Source organism: Candidatus Uabimicrobium amorphum, from assembly GCF_009002475.1.
GTDB classification, from domain to species: domain Bacteria; phylum Planctomycetota; class Uabimicrobiia; order Uabimicrobiales; family Uabimicrobiaceae; genus Uabimicrobium; species Uabimicrobium amorphum.
The window spans coordinates 1,575,840-1,595,454 of record NZ_AP019860.1 but is presented as its reverse complement, the minus strand read 5'-3'; the positions used below and the strand labels follow the sequence as shown (position 1 = coordinate 1,595,454).

General features: G+C 37.6%; 15 protein-coding genes. 10 read left to right on the top strand and 5 right to left on the bottom strand.

Annotation, left to right across the window (positions count from 1 at the left end; genetic code table 11):
• Window positions 1-542: 542 nt before the first annotated feature.
• Window positions 543-1,811, top strand: a complete 1,269-nt coding sequence (locus UABAM_RS05570; protein ID WP_151967012.1) for a leucine-rich repeat domain-containing protein — start codon at window positions 543-545, stop codon at window positions 1,809-1,811.
• 126 nt (window positions 1,812-1,937) lie between these two features.
• On the top strand, window positions 1,938-2,771 hold the full coding sequence (locus tag UABAM_RS05565) for an alpha/beta fold hydrolase (protein ID WP_151967011.1): 834 nt from the start codon (window positions 1,938-1,940) through the stop codon (window positions 2,769-2,771).
• 110 nt (window positions 2,772-2,881) lie between these two features.
• Here UABAM_RS05565 and UABAM_RS05560 read toward each other — a convergent pair whose 3' ends face one another.
• The 3 genes from UABAM_RS05560 to tnpA form a co-directional block, all read right to left on the bottom strand.
• Window positions 2,882-4,639 carry an ABC transporter ATP-binding protein gene (locus tag UABAM_RS05560; protein ID WP_151967010.1) on the bottom strand — a complete coding sequence of 586 codons (1,758 nt, stop codon included), beginning with the start codon at window positions 4,637-4,639 and terminating at the stop codon, window positions 2,882-2,884.
• A 509-nt stretch (window positions 4,640-5,148) separates the two neighbouring features.
• Window positions 5,149-6,366, bottom strand: coding sequence for an RNA-guided endonuclease InsQ/TnpB family protein (locus tag UABAM_RS05555; RefSeq protein WP_151967009.1), 1,218 nt, complete (start codon window positions 6,364-6,366; stop codon window positions 5,149-5,151).
• Entirely contained in the window at window positions 6,363-6,809 is a 447-nt protein-coding gene (gene tnpA, locus UABAM_RS05550) for an IS200/IS605 family transposase (protein ID WP_152021965.1), read from the bottom strand. The genes UABAM_RS05555 and tnpA overlap by 4 nt, the downstream gene beginning before the upstream one ends.
• A gap of 244 nt (window positions 6,810-7,053) precedes the next feature.
• On the opposite strand from tnpA, the gene UABAM_RS05545 reads away from it, so the two are divergent.
• Window positions 7,054-7,740 carry an HAD family hydrolase gene (locus tag UABAM_RS05545; protein WP_151967008.1) on the top strand — a complete coding sequence of 229 codons (687 nt, stop codon included), beginning with the start codon at window positions 7,054-7,056 and terminating at the stop codon, window positions 7,738-7,740.
• Window positions 7,741-7,799: 59 nt separating this feature from the next.
• Here UABAM_RS05545 and UABAM_RS05540 read toward each other — a convergent pair whose 3' ends face one another.
• Together UABAM_RS05540 and UABAM_RS05535 are read right to left on the bottom strand one after the other, a co-directional pair.
• Window positions 7,800-8,978 (bottom strand): thioredoxin family protein, encoded by a 1,179-nt coding sequence (locus UABAM_RS05540; RefSeq protein WP_151967007.1) that lies wholly within the window; start codon window positions 8,976-8,978, stop codon window positions 7,800-7,802.
• 285 nt (window positions 8,979-9,263) lie between these two features.
• Window positions 9,264-10,046 carry a hypothetical protein gene (locus tag UABAM_RS05535; protein WP_151967006.1) on the bottom strand — a complete coding sequence of 261 codons (783 nt, stop codon included), beginning with the start codon at window positions 10,044-10,046 and terminating at the stop codon, window positions 9,264-9,266.
• Window positions 10,047-10,252: 206 nt separating this feature from the next.
• Between UABAM_RS05535 and UABAM_RS05530 the strand changes: the two genes are divergently transcribed.
• From UABAM_RS05530 to UABAM_RS05505, 7 genes are all read left to right on the top strand, one after another.
• Window positions 10,253-11,446, top strand: coding sequence for a molybdopterin-dependent oxidoreductase (locus tag UABAM_RS05530; protein WP_151967005.1), 1,194 nt, complete (start codon window positions 10,253-10,255; stop codon window positions 11,444-11,446).
• Window positions 11,447-11,825: 379 nt separating this feature from the next.
• The gene (locus UABAM_RS05525; protein WP_151967004.1) at window positions 11,826-12,542 is read left to right on the top strand and encodes a transposase; all 717 of its coding nucleotides are present in this window, start codon (window positions 11,826-11,828) and stop codon (window positions 12,540-12,542) included.
• Between the two features lie 1,042 nt (window positions 12,543-13,584).
• Entirely contained in the window at window positions 13,585-13,734 is a 150-nt protein-coding gene (locus tag UABAM_RS33340; protein ID WP_173013148.1) for a hypothetical protein, read from the top strand.
• A complete protein-coding gene (locus UABAM_RS05520) occupies window positions 13,706-14,662 on the top strand; it encodes a restriction endonuclease subunit S domain-containing protein (protein WP_151967003.1) in 957 nt (318 codons plus the stop codon). Before UABAM_RS33340 ends, UABAM_RS05520 begins: the two co-directional genes overlap by 29 nt.
• Complete coding sequence (locus UABAM_RS05515; protein WP_151967002.1) at window positions 14,655-15,422, top strand: SDR family NAD(P)-dependent oxidoreductase; 768 nt, start codon at window positions 14,655-14,657, stop codon at window positions 15,420-15,422. The genes UABAM_RS05520 and UABAM_RS05515 overlap by 8 nt, the downstream gene beginning before the upstream one ends.
• Window positions 15,423-15,485: 63 nt before the next feature.
• Window positions 15,486-15,956 (top strand): SIR2 family NAD-dependent protein deacylase, encoded by a 471-nt coding sequence (locus tag UABAM_RS05510; protein ID WP_151967001.1) that lies wholly within the window; start codon window positions 15,486-15,488, stop codon window positions 15,954-15,956.
• Window positions 15,957-16,091: 135 nt separating this feature from the next.
• Entirely contained in the window at window positions 16,092-19,487 is a 3,396-nt protein-coding gene (locus UABAM_RS05505) for a serine/threonine protein kinase (RefSeq protein ID WP_151967000.1), read from the top strand.
• The last annotated feature ends 128 nt before the right edge of the window (window positions 19,488-19,615 follow it).

Below are 19,615 nucleotides of genomic sequence, written 5' to 3'. Positions count from 1 at the left end.
TTTTAATAGTTAACATGGGTTTCATATAAAAGTATGTTTTTGAAAAGAAGTTTTATATGCATTTATGAGAATGTCTCAATGGACGAAACCCTACGTCCCTATTCTAAGACCTAAAATTTTAGAATAGTGTAACTTAACTCTAAGTTTTTTATCTACTTATCTATCTTAAATATAACCGCATTTGTAAAATAAAGTTTGCAAAAAAATAACTAGTTTCAAAAAATTAGTAGGGAATACTAATGAATTTGTGTTTGGGGTTTATTAGGTAACTGTTAGTTTTTTGTTAAACGTAGCGGATAGTAGGAAGGCTACTAAAAATAGTATGGGCTGTTATGATAAATTATATTTGCAATAATGCAAACAAATTTTTTTATAATTTTTTTTTGAGCGACAAGAATATCGACGTGTTTTTATAAACTGTAAAAAGCCGTATACTGTCATATTTCTACACTTGGGGAATCTCCACAAGCTAGTTTTCTAAAGCACTAATTGTATGAAACCATATACCGCTGTATAATATAACTAAAAAGCGTAGGAAATAAATGGAAAAACCTTTACGAAAAGACATTTGCAAAAACGAAATACAAAACATAACACCAGAACTTTTAGAATATTTTCAAAACCAAGAGTATCTGGATTTACACAATGTCAATCTAAACAATTCTTTTGGCAAAATTCCATTTTCTAAAGATCTAAGTTTTCTCAGCTTAGACAACAATTCCCTGACAAATTGGCCAGAAGAAATTGTACATTTGCGTAATTTGACGTTTCTCAAAATAAGTAACAATTCTCTAAAGTCTATACCGCCCGAGATAAAAAAATTACAACGCTTAGAAACGCTCTTCCTCGACAATAACCATTTGCTAAACGTAACAAAGGAAATCTCTTGTCTTCGAAATCTCATTCAGCTGTCTTTAAAAAACAATCATCTTCGTTGTATACCTCGGGAAATTTTTTCTTTACCTGAGCTCAAAACTATATACCTAGACAATAATCGCATCACATCCATTCCGCAGGAAATTTCCGATTTATCAAAAATAAAGTATCTGAGTTTCCGTAATAATGAAATTGAAATAGTTCCACAACAAATTGGTGATCTATATGAATGTACCGTTTTGGATATCGCCCAAAACAAAATAAGACAACTCCCCGAAGAAATAAAAAACTTAGAAAAGTTACATTCTCTAATCCTAGAAGACAACCAATTTGCATTTCTTACGGAAGATATTTGTGGGTTGCACTCTCTTTTCTCGTTGTGTATAGGGAACAACAACATCCAACATCTTCCTAATAAAATAGTAGAATTGCAAAATTTGTCTGATCTTGACATAAAGCATAATAAATTGCGCTCTATTCCCGAGGAGTTGGGAATCCTTAAGAAACTATATTCCCTAAACATCGCGCAAAATGAACTTTCGCAAATTCCGCAAGAAATCACCAATTTACAAGAGTTACAATACCTAAATTGCCATGACAACAATTTGACATCCCTTCCGGAAGAAATCGGAAAACTCAAAAAATTACGTTTTCTAGACATTGCAAAAAATAATATAAAGCGCCTACCAAGATCTCTCTCTCAGCTAAAAGGGCTAACTCATCTGAGTATCGACGTGAAAAACATCGAAGATTTTTTGGAGAACCATTTCGGCGAAAGAGATACATTTTCTGGAGAGAGCACACTACGGCCGATTAGTATAGATGTTTATGATAAAAATCAAATTTGTAGAATCCCTGAAAATTTCTCTACTTTTGGCAAAGACTTTGTCTGCAAAATGTACAAGGAAGGCGGATGTGAAATAATAGATTTATAAGAGTATTCGTTGGGTATTTCATACCTATACCAAAATAATCTTACTATGTACAAGTAACTATTTTTTACTATAATTGTCACATTGAAATCTCAGTCTATCAAAGTAAATATAAATATAGGAGAGGCTATGTCAGTTCCTGAAAGTATATCAAGCAATTTTATCGATATTGATGGTGTAAAAGTTCACTACCTTTCTGCAGGAAGTGGTGAGTGTGTTTTACTAATCCATGGTTGGCCGACTTGCGCTTATCTGTGGCGCAATGTCATGCTTCCCATCGCGAAAAATTATGATGTGATTGCGATTGACTTACCAGCATTTGGTTTATCAGATAAGCCTCTCAATCAAACCTACAGCTTGAAGTATTACGAAAGCGTTCTTGAAAAGTTTCTCGATCAATTAAACATTTCACAAGTGAGTCTAGCGGTACATGATCTGGGCGGACCTGTAGGTTTGAAATGGGCGGTACGTAACCCTCAACGTATTAAAAGACTGATCCTACTCAATACCCTTGTATATACATCGTTTTCTTGGGCGGTTGCGCTATTTGTAATGGCAACGCGTGTGCCACTTTTGAATTCATGGATGGCTAGTCCGAAGGGGATTGCTAAAGCGATGCGTTTTGGCGTGGAAAATAAGAAAAATTTAACCCCAGAAGTCCTCAAAAACTATTGCGAACCTTTCCGTGATAAAAAGGCAGGAAAAGCGTTGTTAAAAACGATTCATGATTTACATGGTGTTGGTGAAATACAACGAAAATTGGCCAATTTTGACGTTCCTGTGCGTTTGATTTACGGCGAAAATGATCGTATCTTACCAGGTATTGCCAAAACCATGCAGCGTGTGCAAAAAGACCTACCGCAAGCACAGTTGACTTCTATTCCTGGTTGTGGGCATTTTTTACAAGAAGATCAGCCTCAAAAAATAGGAGAACTCATCTACGAATTTTTGCAAAATTCATAATGATTAAAGTAAGTGACCTCAACAGTTTCATTTTCTAATTGTCAAATTACAATAAATATGAGAGTGCAACAACGTAAACTAAATTTAAAGCTAGTGTCTATCGAAAAATTTTATTTCACAAATTGTCTGGCGACTAGGCGACTGTACAAGCCGTGCTGTTCCATCAACTCTTCATGCTTTCCTTGTTGTACGATTTTTCCCGAATCTATTACGATAACGCGATCAGCGTGTCGTACTGTCGATAAACGATGGGCGATGACTAAAGTTGTACGATTTTGCATGAGCCGTTCTAAAGCTTCTTGGACTAGATGCTCACTTTCTGTGTCCAAAGCGCTGGTGGCTTCGTCAAGAATCAGTAGTGAAGGATCTTTCAAAATAGCGCGCGCAATGGCAATTCTTTGCTTTTGTCCGCCTGATAGTTGAATGCCTTTTTCTCCGACGATTGTGTGAATTCCTTCCGGAAATTTATCTACGAATTCGCGTGCATTTGCCGCTTGTATTGCGTCTAATATTTCTTGTTCACTTGAATCACTTTTTCCATAGCACACATTTTCGGCGATGGTTGTCGATAGTAAAATAGGGTCTTGGGCCACCACTCCAATATTTTTTCGTAAATAGTCGCCATCGAGATGTCGAATGTCGCAGTCACTCACGTAAATCGTTCCTTGGATAGGATCATAAAAGCGTTGAATCAAATGCGCGATGGTACTTTTACCTCCGCCAGAAGGTCCCACCAGGGCAACCATTTCTCCTGGCTCCATTTCAAAGTTTACATCGCACAATACTTGGATGTCTGGGCGCGAAGGATAGACGAAACCTACGTCTTGAAATTTGACCCGAGCACACCAAGATTCAAGTTTTTTGGGATCATGTGTGATCACTTGTGGTTGGCGATCGATAAGTTCAAAAACACGCGCTGCCGCTCCCGAAGCGTTCATGAAATCAGTCCACAAACTCGCCAGAGAAGCCACTGCAAAAGTTACGGTGATCATGTACAGTAAAAAAGAAGTTAAGTCACCGATAGACATATTTCCGGAGACGACTTGGCGCCCGCCATACCAAATAACAACAGTGACCCCAATATATCCTATTAAAGAAGCTAAATTTGAAAATAAGGCTATTTGGTAGATACGGCGTTGTGTGAAGGAAAAGTATCCGTCCAAAGATTTCTGGTAGCGCTGGACTTCGTTCTTCTCTTGGGCAAATGCACGCACGGTGCGAATTCCAGAGATGGTTTCTTCGGCAACCACTGCTGCTTGAGCTAAGGCATCCTGGCTCTGTTTAGAGAGATCTCGGATTTTGCGCCCGAATATCGAAATACTAACGGCAATAGGTGGAATTAGTGCAATTACGGTCAATGAAAGAATCGGAGAAGTATACACAAGAAAAGCAATTCCTCCCAAACTTGCGACAATACCACGTAGCATTTGCGAAATATTCACACTCACGGTATTTTGCAGGATGGTGGTGTCCGAAGATAAACGACTCATAAGTTCACCTGTTCTACTGGAGTCGAAGAACGCAATATCTTGGAGAATGACAGCACGGTATAAATCCTGTCGTAGACGCTTGACAATACGCTCACCTGCTGTGGTAAAAAGATAATAACGGCATGATGAAAACAGCGATGCAATGACAAAAACAATTAAAATGAACAATGCCGCAGCATCAATGTATTGAGCATTCTTCGATTTTAGCGCTTCGTCGACAATGACGCGAATGACTTGAGGATAAATGAGAGTTAGACCGCTACCTATAAACAAAAAGAAGGTTCCCAAAAGTAATGTTTTTGTTTCTGGTTTGGCAAGGTTGAGAATTTTAGGAATGTCTCTCATTGTGCTTTTGGTATTTTTGGATTGTGGATTCATGGATTTTGTATTTTCTATTCAAATCCCAAAGGGTAATATGGTCAAGTGGCATCTGTTTACATAAGAATATAACCTATCATTTTTGCCAAAAAAATTGTATTCTTTTATTTGGTCTCTATTCTTCATTAAGGAAAAGAAATGCAAAATTTTTTCGATTGGTTCATACCGGCCTTGTGCGAACTTACTACACAACAAGCGATACTTTTCTTTTTATTAGAAAATGTCATCATATTTATTTTCGCCGTTTTGCTGGGTTCCATTTTTTCCTTTTGAATTAAATGTTTGGTTTTTTACCGATAGTTGTAATTTTTATCGAGTGAACCCTCCCCGGCTTCCAAAAGCAAGAGATTTCAAGGAGTATACATCAAGTAATCACAGACGGTCATCCACAAGAACAACCTCATCCACGAAGGATGCGCATCATTCCATCAGTACTCCTGACAACTGTAGTACAAATGAATCAGGGATGTTTACCGGACTCTCCTACAGGCTCGGAACAGAGCTTTCTACTACTTTTTGCCGCAAGCGGCAGGCCGTAGATACGTTATTTGTTTGACATCTATCTCCAAATTTTGGATAGAGCCATATTTGTGAAGCGATAGTATATTTTTAGCACCATGAATATCACGATGCTCGCGATAACCACAGTGACAACGATATACTCTACCAGAAGGTTTCTTTTTCCGGTGACAGACAGGACATGTCTGAGAAGTGTATGCTTCGCTTCGGCAAACCAACTCAATAGAGTTAGCAGCTAGTTTGTATGCAAGGTAAGTGAGGAGAATACCAAAAGACCATTGGCTGAGTTTTTGACTGACTTGACGTCGACGTCTTTTTTTATTGGGATTTGTTTTTTTACGAGCAGAAGTGTTGCGTTGTACTCCCTCAACATCACCAACAACAACCGTTTTGACCTCATTTTCTTTGGCCCACTTGAGAAAGTTGTGGCTGGTTTTATGGAGAATATCTTGTTGTTGTCGGTCAGTTTTATTAGTGATTGAGTGCATGGCTCGTCTCAGCTTTCGGTGGCGCCTAGAGCCTTTTTTAGTACGAGAGAGTTTCTTTCTTATTTGACTATGCTTTTTGTTTCTCAAACGTTTGATGGAGCGCAATTGTCGTGCGGTGATAATTAGAGACTCTCCATTTTCAGTAACACTTGCAATTGAGTGAATCTCTCCCATATCAATTGCAGCAATAGTTTTACTATTATTTTCTTTGGGATGATACCCATCTTCATAGGTAATTGCTAAATGTAATTTACCACTGTACACCAGTTCTATTTCTTTGATCTTACCACTTGGAAGTTTATCGACTTTAACAGAAAGCGGTTTTTGCCTTTTACCATCTTTGATTCCCATAGAGAAAGTAATTTTTCCTTTGTCATAGTCAATATAAAATCCATCTTTAGCCCATTTTGTTGGAAAATACTTTTTCTGTTTGTAAGGATAGCGGTTTTTATAGCCTTTTTTGCGTGCTTCGCGTGCAGCATTTCTGGCATCAAGATACTTATGGCACACAGCTTGAATCGACTGAGAGTGAAGAGGATATTTGCGTTTTGTTGCCTGTTGCAAATGTGTTTTATTGATCCACTTGCCATTATCTTTGCTATAGGCTTTTGATATTTTCAAGCAGTCATTGTATACCTGGGCACTTATTCGATTGCAATTGAAAAGACGAGAGAGACTTTCTTTGTTCGTTTGAAAAGGTGTCTTCTTTACTTTTATCACTGACCGTTTGCCTTTCTTTTTTTCTCTCCCTGTGTTTGAATATAACTTTTAATGACTTCAAGCGGTGCTCCTCCGGTACTGATCAAACAATAACTTTGTGACCAGAAGCACTCTTTCCATAATTTTTCTTTTACATGAGGATACTCTTTTTTGATAAGTCTCGAAGATGCACTTTTGAAAGCACCGATATACTTTGATAAAGCGCTCTTTGGATGGGCTTTGAATAGAATGTGCATATGATCTTTCTCGTGATTTACTTCCAAGAAATTTATATGATATCTGTTTCCTATGTACTCACCTATTTCTCTTATACGGCTTACCATTTGTTTGTTCAATACTTTTCTACGGCATTTCACCACCAATACCAAGTGGTAATTCAGATTGAATACTGAATGATTATTTGTATCTAAAGTCGTTACTAATTTGTTATATTTTTCTTTCATAGTGAAAGAAATTTTATCATTCCTTGAATTTGCTTTCAAGCATTTTTCCTAAAAAGATACGGAAAAATTACGGATTTTATTCTCAGTTACGAAAATATGATGTACAGCGATAACAAAATTTTATAAAATTTTCTATCACTGTATTAGGTAGCTAGCGATTCATCCCCCACCTATGGAGGATGGGGGACTTCTCGCTTAAAATGTTAAAATTTTGCTCATTACCGTATGAGGACAAAAAGTAACTATGTACAAATGTATAATCTTCGATTTAGATGACACTCTTTGTGACTATTCTTCCGCAAAAAGAAAAGCTTTAGACAAGGCACTATCAAGTTTTATAGAACTTGGTATTGACCAAAATTGTCTTAGAGATTTGTATTTAGAGTTAGAGCCAAAACTTTTTAAATTATTCACATCAAAAAAAATTGATAGAGAAAAATATAGAGTAAATCGCTTCTTTTTTCCGGTTTTGTCTTTGTGCCCACAAGGTCTAAGTTGTGATAAAGTTTTAAAGTATGCAGAGACCGCAAATATAAACTATCAAGATTATGCCAATACAAAAGTAGAAATGTTTGAAGATGCGGTTATTTACCTTGCATACTTACAAAAGCGCAGTATTGACTATGTTATTTTAACGAATGGCCCGTCCGACGGACAAAAGCGAAAAGTAAAACACCTAAAAGTAATTCCAGAAAAAAAAGTTTTTGTAAGTGAAGATATCGTTTACGCTAAACCAGATGCAAAAGCATTTGAGTACGTTTTGCAAAAGCTACCTTTTTGCAAAAAAGAATGCCTTTTTGTTGGCAATTCCATAGAGGAAGACATCAAAGGTGCAAACAAAACTGGAATAGACTGTGTATTAATAGATCGCGAAGGAAAACAATCCTTCCAAGGAAAAACAATTCGCTTATTGACCGAGCTAATAAAGTGAATCGCTATTTTTTATGCGCTTCGTGAAAAAAAATAACAGATTGCTTTGTGTTTATTCTTTTATTTGGAAAATTTTGTACGCAATAGCTCTTGCAAAGAGTTAACAGCGTTTTGCACATTGGCGCTTTGCGCATGCTGTATTAGCAAGTGATACGTGGGCTCTGTGGCATCAAAAGCGATAATTTTGTCTTGCATTTTTTGCGCATCTTGGGTGCGATTGATACCTAAAAGTACTTCGTAGTACTTTGCTCCGTTTTTCACCGCCATTTTGCGTAGTTTAGTAAGCAGCGACGGATATTTTACCATGCTAGGGCTTTTTTGCATTTTTTGATAGCTCGCTATTTCTTTATCCATTTGTTGTAGAAGATCGGGGTTATCATGAATGATATCTTTGTAGCGCTTTAACGCCAGTAACTGAGCAAACAATTGTCTTCCAAGCAAGGATCTATTTACACTTTGTTTATCGGATAGCTGATCATACATTGCCATCACTTCTGAGTCTTTTTTTAATACTTCACCAAGAGTTACAAAATCACTTATATCCATTTTGCGGGCTGTTTCATTGTTCATCTTTTGTTTGCGTTCTTCATAACGTTTGCTTAGGGCCGTGATCGCTTGAGGGTATTCTTTGCCTAGATGACTTATCTCTGACAGGAGAAAAGAACTTCGCACGCCCACAAAACTGGATTTTTTTTCTAAACCGTGATCAAAACACCACAGGAGTTTTTCCAAGGCCTCTTCATATTTCTCATTTTGTATTAGGACTCTTGCATAACGCATAACATTACTTGGATCATCTTTGCCTTTTTTTTCTAACTTTTCCTTGGCAATCGCAATGGGATCTTTGCCCTTCAGAATTTCCTGTGCGTCTGCAATAAAACCCGATGCATTGCGGTAACCGACAATGCGTCCTTGCTCCTGTCCTTTGCTATTGATAAATATCATCGTAGGGTATGCTTTGATCTTAAGTTTTTTTGATAGTGCACGTTCTTTTTCAGCATCTATTTTTAAAGCGATAGTATTGTCATTTAGCCACTTTTTTACTTGGGCATCTTTCCACGTTGTGCGATCCAATCTCTTGCACGGTCCACACCAAGTAGTATAAAAATCAATCATCACCAATTTTTTATTCTTTTCGGCTTCTGAACAAGCTTGTTCAAAGGTGAAGTTTTGAAAAGCGTCGTGAGCAATAATGACGTTTAATGTGATACCAATAATAAAAAATAATCCTTTTGGCATAAGAGCATCCTTAAATTTACAGTGAGTTTATTTTTAGTGATTTAGTTGGTTACTTTAGACATCCAAGTAATAATAATATTCAAAATAAACGAGAAAAAAGAACAATATCACTTACAGAAATTGCAACAGTCAAAGAAGTAAAATTAAATATCTCGCCCGGAATATTGTTTTGGGTGAAGTATGCAAAGTTAATGTCCTCTGTTTACTTTGATACTTTTTTTACCTGAGGTAAAGACTCGTTGCGCCTTTACTGCTTTTCCAAAAATTTTCTAATATCTCAAGTTGCTATTTTACTTTTTCTACTTTTGAATAAATCTTTAGCGGATTTATTTCTATATAAAAATTTGTGCTCCAAACATCTACCTCTCTAGGATGTATTTTCCACCCTTTGGTTGTCTTTGTGAAAATATGTCGTTTATTAACACTCATACCACTACCAAAAACATGGCCAAATATGCGAAATATCGATTGAACTGTTGTTTCATCATCTAAAGGCAGTCCTTCTTGCCCTGCTATGTGAAAAATTTTGCTCCAACCGTCTACGAGAGGTTTACCAACTGTGTGAATTTTAATGATATGGTTGGTGAATTTTTTTCCTGCGTAGCCGCTTCCGTGCCATTCTTGTCCTGGTTTATAGTATTTTGATGATCTTTCTATGCGATAAAAAGCATAGTTGGGAAACAGTTCGCTAGCGATGTTAACGTCTATTTGTTTCACTTTGGGAGGACCTGTGTCATTGGAGCTTTGTTGCATATTGTCTCGTTCTTGATGCAGTGCTTCGCGTACTTTGTCCCAAGCAATACTATGCATCGTTTGTTCTATGTGTTTACTCGTTTCAAGATCATCAATATTTCTCATATTTTTCAAACGTTGGTAGCCGTTTTCCCCCTGAGATATTAGAGTTTTTTTTATTTTGGCAATATCTGCCTCATTGCCACTGCGAAAAATGCGAAATATTTCAATTTCTGTCAATTCTTGTGTTGGTGTTTCTTCGCCTACGTCTTGCTCAGAGTTATCACAGCCAAATATAAGAACTATGAGCAGTAAAAAATACATATTTTTATACATATAAGCCCCCTAAGATTTTAGTTTCTCTGTAACTGGTAAGAGTATAATCTTATCAAGACAGTACACGTTATCAGTACTACAAAATTGTTTTCTATGTGTTTTACTTTCCTTTTGTCAGAGTATCTTGTGTTTCTCCACGTTCACTGATATCATCTACTAGAGCAATTTCGTTTTCTTTTCTCAATCATTTTATTGGGAGTTCATTCATGACACAGGAAAAATGGAACAAAACAGCATGTATTCTCTGTAGCATCAATTGTGGCTTGGAGGTCCAAGTTCAAGATCGTCACTTGCAAAAAATACGCGGGGACAAAAAAAATCCATTATCCCAAGGATACTTATGCCAAAAAGCGGCACGGCTCGATTATTATCAAAATAATAGTGACTTACTAGAGCAACCTTTACGCCGCAAAGAGGATGGTTGTTTTGAAGCGATTTCTTGGGAAACGGCTTTTCGCGAAATAGCCGCAAAATTAATCGAACTTCGAGATAGCCATGGGGGAGATTCCCTTGCTTTTTACGGCGGCGGTGGACAAGGGAATCACCTTGGCGGTCTTTACTCAAGTGCTTTACGTGCGGCGATGAAAACTCGTTACTTGTACACAGCATTAGCGCAGGAAAAAACGGGTGACTTCTGGGTAAATGGTAAACTATTTGGTCGTCAGCACTCACACATCACTGAAGATGTTGAACATGCCGATGTGGCAGTGTTTATAGGAACAAATCCTTGGCAAGCACACGGAATTCCACGTGCAAGAAGTGTGTTGCGCGAGATAGCGAAAGATCCACAAAAAACGATGATCGTGATTGATCCCAAGGAAACGGAAACGGCAAAACTAGCAGATATGCATGTACGCGTTTTTCCCGGACGCGATGTCTATTTACTAAGTGCCATCATCGCGGTAATCATACAAAAAGGCTGGTATAATCAAAAGTTTATTGAGGAACGCACCACTGGTTTTGAAAAACTACAACAGGTATTTGCAAATATCTCGCCTGAAGACTATGCTGAAAAAAGTCATGTACCACTAGAACAAGTCGTAAGTGTCGCACAAAAACTATGTGAGGCAAAAACAGCTTGTATTCGCGTTGATTTAGGTCTACAACAAAGCCTAAATAGCACTTTGAACTCTTATCTTGAAAAACTCCTATTTCTGATAACCGGTAACCTTGGTCGACGTGGAACGAATAATTTCCACACGCTATTTGCTCCATTAATTGGACACTCCGACGAAAAGAAACTACTGCATAGCAAGATTACCAATACCGCAGAGATTGGTAAATTATTTCCACCAAATATTTTGCCACAAGAAATTGATAACAATGATCCGCAGCGCATCCGAGGACTTGTTGTTGATAGTGCAAACCCTGTTGTGACAGGAGCAGATACTCAGGAGTAATAAGTGCCAGACTCGCGAAGAAGTTTAGTGACATCTAACGGTTACGAAAAATAGAACCCAAAAAGCAGACTAAATAAGATATAATACAGTTCAAAAAGGTGACAGACTCGCCGTTTAGTGAAAACAGTGAATTTGAATTCAAAAAGGTGACAGACTCGCCGTTTAGTGAAAACAGTGAATCAAAAAGGTGACAGACTCGCCGAAGGTGTGAAGGTGGTTACCGAAAGGTGTGAAAGTGACAGAAGATGTGAATGTAACAGACTCAGCGTTCAGTGAAAACAGTGAAAAAAGGTGACTGACTCAGCGTCCCGTGTCATTCTGTCAAACGCATATGTATAATAAGATGAAAAATCTAATCTTATTTTAAAAAGGAGAAAACGTGCGTCCAATCAGAATTTCGATGATTAACGGTCTATTCCATATCACAACAAGATGTGATAACAAAAATTTCTATTTCCAAGAAGAAGAAGACTTTAGACAATATCTCAACATAGTTGACAGAGCACGCGAGAAATACGCCTTCAAACTACATGCTTATTGTTTGACAAGTAATCATGTGCATCTACTTATATCGACACCAACAGAAAACAACTTATCTAAACTAATGCAGTACATCAACGGGTTATACGCCAGAAACTACAATCACAGGCATAAAAGGACTGGACATTTTTGGGGTGAACGCTTTTATTCAACGATTATTCAGTCCGAGACGCACCTTTTGAATACTATTTTCTATATTGAATTAAATATGACGAGAAATGGCGTAACTCGTCATCCAAAAGAATGGAAATGGAGCAGTTATAACCAACACACAAAAGGTGAAGGGCCTATTGTCATTGATTTTCATGAGCTGTATTTGAACTTGGGTGGTACAATGAAGCAAAGGAAAAAAAAATATATTAACATGATGAAAGAAAGAATGGTTGAAAAAGGTTTATTATCTAGGCAATTACACTTTACTCATGGTCTGATATTTGGTTCTGAATCTTTTATCAATGAGATCATCACGAAATATACATGCCACAACTACTACAAAAATCGAAAAAGTTATTCTCTTGACTCTAACTCTTCGTGTTTGAGAAAACCTAGCACTTGAGTTTAAAATAGCTTTTAAGTCTCTTCATGATTATTTTATCACAGACAAAGTCTCTTTATACTTCTACAGTGTGCATTTATCTGCATGCTTTTTAGGTGTTGATTGAAATTTCTTTCATATTTCTGAGTCAGCTATTTCACCTGCACTCGAGTCTGGCACTATTTCATCCTACCATAACTCTTTATTACAGCAGCGTAAGGTGGTTTGCAACCTTCTTCTGCAAGCTGGTTACAAGGGGTCTTCCTTATTTTCTATACAGGTTCATGGCACACCGAGTCTGGCACTATTTACCATTTCCATTTACCTCATGGCACCGAGTCTGGCACTATTTACCCGGAAAGTGCGTAAAAGTAACTCGTTTCTCTTAATAGAGATTATCATGGCACCGAGTCTGGCACTATTTACACTAACAGCAAGTCTGGCACTATTTACCAAGACTAAGACTATTAAGACTAAGACTATTATAGTAATAAGTGCCAGACTCGCTAACAAGTTTCACAGTAACACAGTAACAACACAGTAACAAGTGCCAGACTCGCTAACAAGTTTATTGACATCTAACGGTTACGAAAAATAGAACCCAAAAAGCAGACTAAATAGGATATAATATAGTGCGCAAAAAGAGGAATGAATATAAATGGCGAGAGTGAGAAATAGTTACAGTAAAGAATTCAAAGCCAAAATACAGTAACAACACAGTAACAAGTGCCAGACTCGCTAACAAGTTTATTGACATCTAACGGTTACGAAAAATAGAACCCAAAAAGCAGACTAAATAGGATATAATATAGTGCGCAAAAAGAGGAATGAATATAAATGGCGAGAGTGAGAAATAGTTACAGTAAAGAATTCAAAGCCAAAATAGAAGAGATCTATCGAAAACTTTGAAACTGCAAGTGGAACACAACTTTTGAAAAAGCTTGGAGAAACTGCATAAGTAAGAGTTTACGAATTTAGGATATTTGAAAAAGAATTAAACAAAATGTATTGTAGAGAACTCAAATTAACATTCAGTATAAAAATTATACCTTAGGAAAACAATATGGCGCAAAATAAAGAGTTGCAGGCGGAAATGAAAAAACTCGTTGCTCAGCTGGAGCAACAATTTATAGAGTCTAATAAATTACAACAAACTATTCTTGATACGTTAGGTAATTTAAAAAATGGCAAGATGGAATTTCCCACTTCTTAAAGATATTACTGTCCCTGCCGTGCAAATTCTCGATGATGATATTCTGATTCGCAGAAGGCGCGGAAGTAAATCTTCTCAGTCGTATGTTATTGTTGGGCAGCAAGTTAAAAATCCAACATTAGAAGAATACTTTGTTTGCCGCATCAAAACAGAAGTTGCTCTACCTTTGTACATATGCGATTATTTGAGAGTAATGAACCCTATGGAAAACTACGAAAATCATAAGGGAATGCTTGCTTCGTTAGACTACGATTCGTTTATTGCGCACACCAAGATTCCCGTTCCCAATATGTCTTACCAAAGGGCGATTCTCGATTTGGGAGAAGTGTTACACAATAAGCGCACTATAAACAATAAGATTGTACAAACACTCAAGGATATGTCCAAAAACTTGTATCGACAGTTAACACAAACGACAACCGAAACGCAACCGATATGCGATATCGTAAATACTTCCTCATTGTTTTTTTCCAGTGAAGAAGAGGTTGAGTCCGATGGTCGAGTCTACATAGATCCACAATCGATTTTAACCAGTGATGATTTTGACAGTCACAGCTATGGAGAGAAACTCATTACTTGGGGAAAAATAGAACAGGCGGATTTTTTGCTTGAAAATGAATATCACTTTGGGCGCAACGATTACACGATTTTATCTCCTAAAGTCGGTTTGAGTCCTCTTTTTGTGTATTGCAGTGCCAAATTCGGCCGTGGTACGGTCGTCGAAGACGAATTTGCCGTTGATCGCTTTTCCCAATTTCATATAGCCAAATTGAATCACGAGCAGTTGCAATACTTTCATCAACAAACCAACGCATGGTTTTACAAAATACAAAAAAATTTCAAAGAAAATGTTCTCCTCGAACAATGGGAGAATACAATAAAGAAAATGATATATTCTACTCACGATTCCGGAGAAAAAAATGAATGAATTTCACAATAAGAAAGTTTTGATCACTGGTGGGACAAAAGGTCTTGGATTTGCCATTGCCAGCGCTTTTTCTCAACAGCAAGCCGAAGTATTTTTGACATATCGCTCAGATGAAGAAACAGCGCAAAACGCTCATCGGCAAATTGTCGATGCGGGTGGTAAATGTACGATTTTTAAATGCGATTTGGCTTTTCCCAATGCAAGCGAAAAACTTTTTGCGCAAATCAAAGAACATACACAAACGTTAGATTTTTATATTCATAACGCGGCGGCAACGGCATTTAAAAATTTGCTACAAATGAAAGAGCACCATATTGATAAAACGTTCAATATCACGGTGAAATCTTTTATTTTAAATATGAAGCACGTTGTGGAAATGATGAGCGGTGGAGCAGTGGTGACCATTAGTGGGATGGACACTCTAAAAGCGGTACCTTTTCATGGACTATTAGCCGCTGCAAAATCATCATTGGAAACTCTTACCGCATACTATGCCCACGAAGTTGCTGCAAAAAATATTGCCGTGAATGGCATTAATCCTGGTTTTTTTCGCACCGAATCCACACAGAAATATTTAGGCAAAATGTTTGAAAAAGTGAATAATCAAGTTTGCAATGCTGTCCCTCTTAAGAGAGAAGCAACTCTACAAGAAATTTCTGAGTTAGTATTGTTTTTGTGTTCGCGGAAAGCGAGTTGGATTGTGGGACAGACAATTAAAGTCGATGGTGGTTTAGATTTTGCTCCTAATTTTCAAGTTTAGAGTGTCGTGAATCAAACTCACTCAGGGTTTCTGTCATCAATTCCTAAATTTGAGGAGATAGAGATGGAACATGGTTCTATTTGGCGATTACAATGCGCAGGAAAGCTGCCAAATCCTAAGCCATGTTGTTTTGAAACATGGGAAAATGTATCTGTACTTTTGTGCGTGTTAGATGAGGAAACCATGCCCGCTTCGCAAATACCACCTTGTCCTAAATGTAAAGGTATTGCGCGAACAAATACATATCTTTTTGGTGGTGACTATGGTTTTGTTGACCATTTGCCTCAATACCAAAATTTCCAAAAGTTTATGCAAAATACTCTCCCGCAAGTGGCTATTTTGATTGGTAGCTCCGGCGAAGTTCCGCGAAATGAAAATATTATCGTGCGCTGGAAGATGCAGAAACCACAACAACGAAAAGTAATTAGCATTAATCCCAACGCCCAACCTCAATTTTCAGATTTACACTTATCTAAGAAGGCTAGTGAAGGAATCGAATATCTCACGCGGCAGCTAAAAAATGCCAAGTTTTGATTCTGACACTTTATAAGTGTTACCGATTAATGTGAATTTTACGCAAATTTTCATTCTCACCTATTGAATGAACTTGTATATTAGAGAAAGAAATATTGACTTCTGAAAAGTAAAATTCATCAAGCAAGGCACACAATGGATATAAAAAACAAGTATCGCATTATCTCGGAGTTAGGACGTGGCGGAATGGGAGTTGTGTATCATGCGCGAGATATACAACTTGGTCGTGACTGTGCCCTAAAAGTTTTACACAATGTCACACCGGAATCCTGGCAACGCTTTTTTGTAGAAGCGCAGTCGGTTGCAAAACTCAATCACAAAAACATCATCAAGATGTATGAAATCGATGTTTATAAACAACAGCCTTATTTTATTATGGAATACATTCCCGGGATTTGTTTGAGCGATTGGATTGCAGAAAATCGTAGTGATATACCGCTCTGCCTATCTATATTTGCGCAAATTTGTTCGGGGATTGTCTGTGCACACGATAACAAAATTATACATCGCGATTTGAAACCCCATAACATCCTGGTTATGGAAAATGATACACCTGTTATTTTAGATTTTGGTATTGCCAAAGACACCGAGGGAAATGTCGACTTGACAAAAACCGGTGATTTGTACGGTACACCGAAATATTTGGCTCCAGAAATTGTTCAGGGGATGACAGTTGATGCACGTTGTGATGTTTATGCGTTGGGGGTTATTTTGTATGAATTATTGACAGGGCGCGTCCCGTTCGATGGTAGCAATGTCATGGAAGTCATGTTCCAACTTGCGACGGAAGAACCGATTCTTCCTTCGCTACTAAACAAATCTATCGCGAAAGATAGCGACCTCGAAATTGTTTGTATGAAAGCTTTGGAGAAAAATCCGGAAAAACGTCTAGCGTCCGCACATATCTTATACCAAGAGGTACAAGCCATTATCACTGGAAAACCGATTATGACACAGTCACCAAAGTTTTCTGAGAAATGGCTGAAAAAATTTAAATACGATCGGTTATTTCGCTATTCCATGATATTTTCTTTTCTCGGCTCTATATGTATTTTTGGTATAGTTGTCCTGTTTGGACATCGGGAACTGCAAGCGTTAGAACAAGAAAAGTCACAAGTCAAAAAGTCTGTGGTAAAACTGGAACAAGAGAAGTCGCAGGTAAAAAAGGCGGTTGTGAAACTAGAGCAGGAAAAATTGGCGGCCAATCATGCTGTTGTCGACACTCTATTGCAGGAACTAGAGAATATCATGCACTCTGATCGTAGTTCTGTGGCGGCCATACCGCTTCTTAAGAAATGGAAATCGTCTTACGAAAAAATTGCAGACATCACCCAAAAAACACAGCAAATCCCTACCGAGTCTTACCAGCGCTTTTTGAAAACGCTATCTTTTTTGAAATTTTTTATTGTCCCGACTTTGCCGAAAGAAATTGCAAAAGAACGCTTTTCCTTCGCGGATGACAAAAAAATTAGATTAGCCCACAATAATAGGTACCACGCTATTTACAATTACCAACAAACTGAAATCTTTGACCAAGCGCGTCGCAAAATATATGATGGAAAGCACAGCTTTGAAACTTTTTCGGCAAATAGCAATTATTTTTATTATCTCTCACCGGGAGGCATTGATATTCACGCATTGCCGTCGTGCAAAAAAATCATACGCCTCAAACACTTTTCCAAGACCATCCAACATAAACTTTCTCCGAATAGCCAAATTTTTGCCTACAGTAACGCGGACTATGAAATCGAAATCATTCGTCTCAAAAGTTTAAAACGCGTTCAAGTCCCCATCAAAGAAAAAGTAAGACGCTTTCTTTTTTCTCCCGATAGCAAGTGGTTGTTAGTTATATCCACGCGATCGATGTATTTTGTCAATGTACACAGTGGAAAGGTTCAGGGGTTTGAAAAACGTTTTTCCAACTGGAATGTTGGCGCAAATTTTTTGTCCCACGAGAGGTCTCTATACCTTTATTTTCGAAATTGTTTTTCGGATGTCTCTATGTATAGGCTAAAACAGGGGAAGTGGCGCGAGAAAAATTACCCAAATAGTTATCATTTTCGTACAGAGTCCTATGCAAATTTAGAATTGGTGCAAATATCTCCGGAGAACGATTCCTTGGCGTTTGCCAGAGAAAAAACCGTATTTTACGCCTATATCGAAAGTATGTTAAAATCTTCTTCGACGGTAAAGCCCTCTGAATATTTCATCACAAAACATCCGCAAAAAATTACCAAGGTGCGCTTTTTGAATCAGAAATGGTTAGCGAGTGAAAGCAAACACGAACTTCAAATTGCCGATGTGTCCTCTGAAAAAAAATTATCTCTCGCGGGTTTGGGAAATTTTCACCAATACGATTCGGGAATACTCCAAACAATCTCTACATATGAGGAAAAAAAAGAAAAAACGTGCATTTTGCGAACTTTACAACTATACCCCTCATTGATGAAGACCGTGCGTCCTACAAAATTAGACCCAGGTATTTTTAAAAAATTCAGCAAAGGATATGAAGGCGTAGAAGAAGATTCCATGAAAGCGTTTGCGACCAACGATCTGAGTTGTATATTTGTCCCCACAAGATGGGTGATACTCATGTGGTACAAACAAAAACAAGGTTATGCTGATCGCATTGATATGATTGCTCCATTTTTTTCTGTGCAAAAAAAGCGTCTTAGTGATGATGAGCAGTACTTGGCAATACTGCTTAAAGGTAATATGAGTCGTTCATTCAAGTTACGCGTCTATGACCTTCATCAGCAAAGCGAAAGAAACTTCAAGGAATTCAAATTAAACTTCATGGGGAAGTTTACTTCGATACGCGGATTGGAAATTACCAACGACAATCGAAGAATACGCATTTGCGAAGATGAAAAGGTGTGGGAGATACTATGGAAAGAATACGAAGACAACAGCACGCTTTCTTTGGAAAACTTACCGCGATTTGTCACATTGGAAAATGAAGTGTACAATTTGAAAAGTAGGAAGGATCTTACCGCTGTCACTCATCAATACTCTAGTTTGTCACTTTTCCAAAATAGAGAGCGCGTGTATAAACTACAACACAAACACAATATGCCTATCGAACTGATGGCTTGGGCAAATTTGCAAAACACACTGGCTTTTGTGAGCAACGACCGCATATTTATTTTAAAGAAGACGCGTCAACAATGGCAATGTACTCCTTTAGTTGCCGATAAAATTTGGCAAGAAACCTGGGACGATACCATTACCGAGATTGCTTTTTCCCCTAAAGATGAATACTTAGCTATATTTGGTAAAGAGAAATTCTTCATCTACGACTTTCATAGTAAATGTTTAACTCCATCTCATCTTGGTACCTACAACATGAACGGAGCTTCGTATACAAGAAATTGGCAAACGGCTATTTGCGCAAGTAACAAAGAGGTTGCGATCTTTGATTTGACCAAGCAAACATTTTCACAACACGAGAGTTACTTTAAAGTGGAGGGGGGCTATTGGCCACAGCAAGTAGCGAATACATTAAAAAAATATTTAGTGAAAGATAAGTAGCGCTCTCTACACTAAGGACCAACACATAACGACTCTGCGTTTTTACAAATTTTTTATATTTTGTCAAATGCGTTCCTTTTGTATAATTTTAGTTTTATTATTTTAGGTTGCATTTTAGAGTAAAAAAA